Source organism: Streptomyces sp. LS1784 (assembly GCF_020103755.1).
Lineage (GTDB): Bacteria > Actinomycetota > Actinomycetes > Streptomycetales > Streptomycetaceae > Kitasatospora.
Genome location: NZ_JAHSQD010000612.1, coordinates 1 through 4,690 on the forward strand (window position 1 = coordinate 1; position 4,690 = coordinate 4,690).

Here is a 4,690-nt window from a genome sequence, read left to right on the forward strand (position 1 = left end):
GGGCCCGGCCCGTCCGAGCCGCGTGTGCGGTTCGGACGGGCCGGGCCCGGGGGAGTGGTGGTGCGGGGCCGGCCGGGGTCAGCGGGCGGGCGAGGCGGCGTCCACGGCCTCGACCGCGCGGACCAGCGAGGTCAGCTCGGGGTTGCGGGCGGCCTCGTCGAGCGCCTCGCGCAGTGCGGCGTCGTTGGTCGGCCTGGCCTCCTCCAGGAGCTTCAGGCCGTCCTCGCTCACGTTGGTGTAGATGCCGCGGCGGTCGGTCGGGCACAGGTAGCGCGACAGCAGCCCGCGGTCCTCCAGTCGGGTGACCAGGCGGGTGGTGGCGCTCTGGCTGAGCACCACCGCGTCGGCCACCTGCTTCATCTGCAGGTGCCCGCCCACACCGTCGTGCTGGCGGCTGAGCACGTCGAGCAGCGAGTACTCGCGCACGCTCAGGTCGTGCTTGGCCTGCAGGGCGCGTTCGATGTGGGACTCGATCCGGCCGTGCAGGACGGAGAGAGCACCCCAGCCGTTGGCAGGGGCGGTGAGCGCGGGGTCCGTGGCGGTCATGGGGCCTGGCCTCCTTCCAGATGTGGCTGAGTACAGGATAAGCCATGAACTGAAATATCGGCTAGAGCTTATATAGCGCTCATGCAAGTAATCTTCCCGCGTGGGTCGGGCGCAGGGTCGGGGCGTGCGGTGTCGGGCATCGCCCAGTGTTCGCAGGGCTTTGGCGTAAATGGTTCAGACCATTGACGCGAGGGGAAGGCGGATCCTACGGTGTCGGGCAACCGGTCTGGCGCGGGCATGCCATGTCTCCGGCGGACCGCCGTGCGCACCCCCACGCGCACGCGCACGCCCCGCGCCGGGCGCACACTCCATCCACCCCCACGGAGGAGCACCATGCGCAAGCGCCATCTGATCGCCGCCGCCGCGGCCGCGATCGTCCTGCCGATCGCGGCGGCCCTGCCGGTTCAGTCGCACGGCTTCATCAACCTGCCGCCGAGCCGTTCCGCGCTCTGCGGCGCCAACGCCGTCCCGTGGGACTGCGGCGACATCCAGTGGGAGCCGCAGAGCGTCGAGGGCCCCAAGGGCTTCCCGGGCCGCGGCCCGGCGGACGGCACCATCTGCGCCGGCGGCGACGCCCGCTGGGCCCCGCTGGACAACCCCCGGAACGGAGCCTGGCCGACCACCAGGGTGACGGCCGGTCAGCAGCTCACCTTCACCTGGGAGATCGAGGCCCGGCACTCCACCACGAACTTCACGTACTACCTGACCAAGCCCGGCTACAACGCGAGCCGGCCGATCACCCGGGCCGCCCTGGACCTGACCCCGTTCCTGACCGTCCCCTACAACGGCCGCCAGCCCGCCGCCACCACCACCCACACCGCGACCCTGCCCACCGGCCGCACCGGCCACCAGGTGATCGTCGCCGTCTGGGAGATCGCCGACACCGGCAACGCCTTCTACTCCTGCACCGACGTCCAGTTCTGACCGTCCCGACGGCCCTGACCGTCGCGTCCCGCCGACGCCGCCGCCCGACTCCGGACGGCGCCGGCGGGCCGCCGCCCGCACCGCAGACCCCTGGCCCGGGACCGTGCTCGCGCGCCGAAGAAGCCGCAAATAGGTACATTGACGACATTTGGCAGCAGTGCCAGGCCCCGCGCGTCCACGAAAGAAGGCCGACCGCCTTCGGAAAGGGTCTCCATGCGCCCCGACCTCAGCCCCGCCGTCCTCGCCGAGCTGCGCCGGCCGCGGCCCTATCCGGCGGTGTCGATCCTGATGCCCACGCACCGCCGGGAGCCGGACAACACCCAGGACCCGGTCCGGCTGCGCAACCTGCTGGCCGAGGCCAAGGAACGCGTCCAGGCCGACCCGAAGGTCTCCCGCGCCGACCGGCTCGACGTCCTGGAGCAGCTCGACCGGGCCCTCACGGAGGTCGACCTGGTGCACGCCGAGGACGGCCTGGCGATCTTCGCCGCACCCGGCGAGCACCAGGTCTGGTCACTCGGGCGCACCGCCCCCGCCCGGGTGGTCCTGTCCGACACCTTCCTGACCCGCAACCTGGTCGCCGCACACGCCGCCGAGCGCCCGTACTGGGTGCTCGCGGTCGCCGCCGACAAGGTGGTGCTGTGGGGCGGCACCGAGGAGCGGGTCGCCGAGGACAAGGACCACGGCTTCCCGCTGGTGCGCGTCTACGACAACCCCGACCCCGAGCGGCAGGAACAGATCGGCGACACGCCCAGCACCTTCCGCGACGAGGCGACCAAGACCTTCCTGCGCCAGGCCGACACCGAGGCCGGCAAGCTGCTGGCCGCCGCCCCCCGCCCGCTGTACGCGGTCGGCGAGGCCGCCGCGCTCGCCCTGCTGGACGCCGTCGGCCCGATCGCCAAGGAGTCCACCGCGCAGCTCCCGCACGGCGGCCTCGCCCAGGCCGACGCCGAGACCGTCCGCAAGGTGGTCGAGCCCGCCGTGCGCGCCCACGCCGAACGCGAGGTCGCCGAGAACCTCGCCCAGCTCGACAAGGCCCGCGGCGCCCAGCAGTTCGCGGCCGGCCTGGACGAGGTCTGGCAGGCCGTCGGCCAGGGCCGGATCGCCCGCCTGGTGGTCGAGGAGAACTACCGCGCCACCGTCCGCGACGACGGCGAACACCTCGTACCCACCGAGGCCGACCAGACCGGGGCCCGCGAGGACATCGTCGACGAGGTGATCGAGCGCACCCTGGACACCGGCGCCCAGGTCGGCTTCGTCCCCGACGACACCCTCGCCGACAGCGGCCGGATCGCCGCCGTCCTGCGCTACTGACCCGGGCCCAGGGCTCCCCGCCCCGCAGCCGCCCGCCCGGCCACCACCCCGGCGGACGGCTGCGCACACCCGAGGACCGCCGCACAGGGCGACCGCGTGTCAGTACTCGAAGTCGGCTGCGCGGATTTCCGCAGTCCCGTGCACTGCGGTCTTGTGACTGATCGTCACTCCGCCGGCAGATCCTTCCGGAAGACCGTGGAGCTGTGCCGGACTCCCATCCCCACGCTCAGGTACAGGTCGAGTGCGCCGGTTTCCGAGTGCGTCCCGAGGGTGCACGCCCGCCGTCCCCGCTGATGGAAGCTGCGGAACACGGTGCGGAGCAGGAGACGGGCGATGCCCCGGTTGCGGTGATCGCGGCGGACCGCGACCTGCTCGATGTAGCCCTCGCCGGTGTCCGGGAGATCCAGCGGGAGCGCAACGCCGACCAGTTGGCCATCGGCGAACGCCAGCGCTGACATCGCGGGGGCGAAGGTGGGGCGTTCGACGGTGTGCCGGGCCCACTCCTGGTAGGACTTGCGCCGCTGCTGCCATTCGTCGAAGGCATCCTCGACGACCTGGTGTGCATCGTGCTCGTCACCAGGCCTGAACGGCCGGACCGTGACGCCCGCGGGAGGCTCGGGCACGGTCGGTTCCCCCGGCATGAGGAACTCCAGCAGCCATTCGGTCACCATCGGCTCGTATCCGCGCGAGCGCAGCAGCGCGACAGCATCCCTGTCGTTGTCCGGGACGGTCTGGACGATTCGCGTGCTACCCGTCTGCCGGCCGCGGGCCTCGGCCCAGTCCAGGAGGGCACCACCCAGGCCGCGGCCGCGGTGCTCGGGGTGGACGTCCACCTCCGAGCGCCGGTTCACCCAGGCCCGAGCGGCCAGCTGCCCTGCCCGGTCGTGGATCAGTCGGGTATCCAGCTCCGGGGCCAGACCCGGTCTGGCCAAGTCGGCGGCGACGCGGCCGAGATCGGTGTGCACCTGTCCGTAGAGCTCCCGCTCGCAGGCCGTGACCAAGCGATGGATGTCGCCGAGGTCGTCGGCAGTGGTCGGGCGCGCTCGGTATCCCGGCGGCAACCCCGGCATGAGATCCGACACTGTGGACACTCCTCCCCTGGCGGCGGTACCGGAGACCGATCCGGCCTCACAACCCGGTGGCCAGTGTAAGGAAAGAGGTTCGGCACGGCGCCGGGAGATCCGAGGCATCGTGGCGGCCCCATCCGCGTCCGCCGGCCCCACCACCCCGCCCTGCCGCACCGGGCCGCGTCGCCACCGGTCTCGGAAGCCGGCCGCCGTGGCCGGGCAGGGCTGACGACCCGTCCGAGGACGGGCCACGGCGGATACCCAGGATTCGGTACGGGATTGGGTAGCGGTACGCATTGATCCCGCCCCGTCCCGGCCGGTTTCCTGGAGCCCGCCCGAACCGACGACCCTCATCCCCCCGGAGGTCGCCCATGACCCGCCGCGAACGTCTCCGGCTCTACGCCGACGAGCACTTCACCGCCCCCGACCCCGGGCTGGTCCTGCCCGCCCGCCGCAGCAGCGGCGTCCGCCGGCCGGGCCTGGCCCGCCTGGCCCGGCTCTCCCGGCTCGTCGAGCGCGCCGGGCACCACCGGCACGGCTGACCCCCGGACCGGGTCCCGCCCTCTGAGGGAGCGGGCGGGACCCCAATCTTCAGGAGGCGCCCTCCGGGGCGTCGTCCACGGCGGCCAGCGCCTCGCCCAGCCCCGCCCGGCCCACGCCGAGCTTGCGCAGCGCACTCGCCACGTGGTGCTCGACCGTACGGGTCGACAGGAACAGCGCCCGGGCGATGTCCTGGTTCGCCGCACCCTGGGCGGCCAGGGCGGCGACCTGCCGCTCGCGCGGGGACAGCCGCTCACCGTAGCCGCGCCGCCCCGGCGAGGCCGCCCGGCCCAGACCCAGCT

The 4,690-nt window shown here is 73.2% G+C and carries 6 protein-coding genes; 3 read left to right on the forward strand and 3 right to left on the reverse strand.

Features of this window, described 5'->3' with window-relative positions; all coding sequences use genetic code 11:
- Nucleotides 1–78 precede the first annotated feature (78 nt).
- Nucleotides 79–546, reverse strand: coding sequence for a MarR family winged helix-turn-helix transcriptional regulator (locus KS423_RS38895; protein ID WP_224284453.1), 468 nt, complete (start codon nt 544–546; stop codon nt 79–81).
- Between the two features lie 333 nt (nt 547–879).
- On the opposite strand from KS423_RS38895, the gene KS423_RS38900 reads away from it, so the two are divergent.
- Nucleotides 880–1,470 carry a lytic polysaccharide monooxygenase gene (locus KS423_RS38900; RefSeq protein ID WP_224284454.1) on the forward strand — a complete coding sequence of 197 codons (591 nt, stop codon included), beginning with the start codon at nt 880–882 and terminating at the stop codon, nt 1,468–1,470.
- A 213-nt stretch (nt 1,471–1,683) separates the two neighbouring features.
- A complete protein-coding gene (locus KS423_RS38905; protein WP_224284455.1) occupies nt 1,684–2,781 on the forward strand; it encodes a chemotaxis protein in 1,098 nt (365 codons plus the stop codon).
- A gap of 164 nt (nt 2,782–2,945) precedes the next feature.
- Here KS423_RS38905 and KS423_RS38910 read toward each other — a convergent pair whose 3' ends face one another.
- Complete coding sequence (locus tag KS423_RS38910; RefSeq protein WP_224284456.1) at nt 2,946–3,782, reverse strand: GNAT family N-acetyltransferase; 837 nt, start codon at nt 3,780–3,782, stop codon at nt 2,946–2,948.
- 437 nt (nt 3,783–4,219) lie between these two features.
- On the opposite strand from KS423_RS38910, the gene KS423_RS38915 reads away from it, so the two are divergent.
- On the forward strand, nt 4,220–4,390 hold the full coding sequence (locus KS423_RS38915; protein ID WP_224284457.1) for a hypothetical protein: 171 nt from the start codon (nt 4,220–4,222) through the stop codon (nt 4,388–4,390).
- Nucleotides 4,391–4,439: 49 nt separating this feature from the next.
- Here the strand turns inward: KS423_RS38915 and KS423_RS38920 are convergent.
- Nucleotides 4,440–4,690: helix-turn-helix transcriptional regulator (locus KS423_RS38920; protein WP_224284458.1), on the reverse strand; the 251-nt coding region annotated here is incomplete at its 5' end.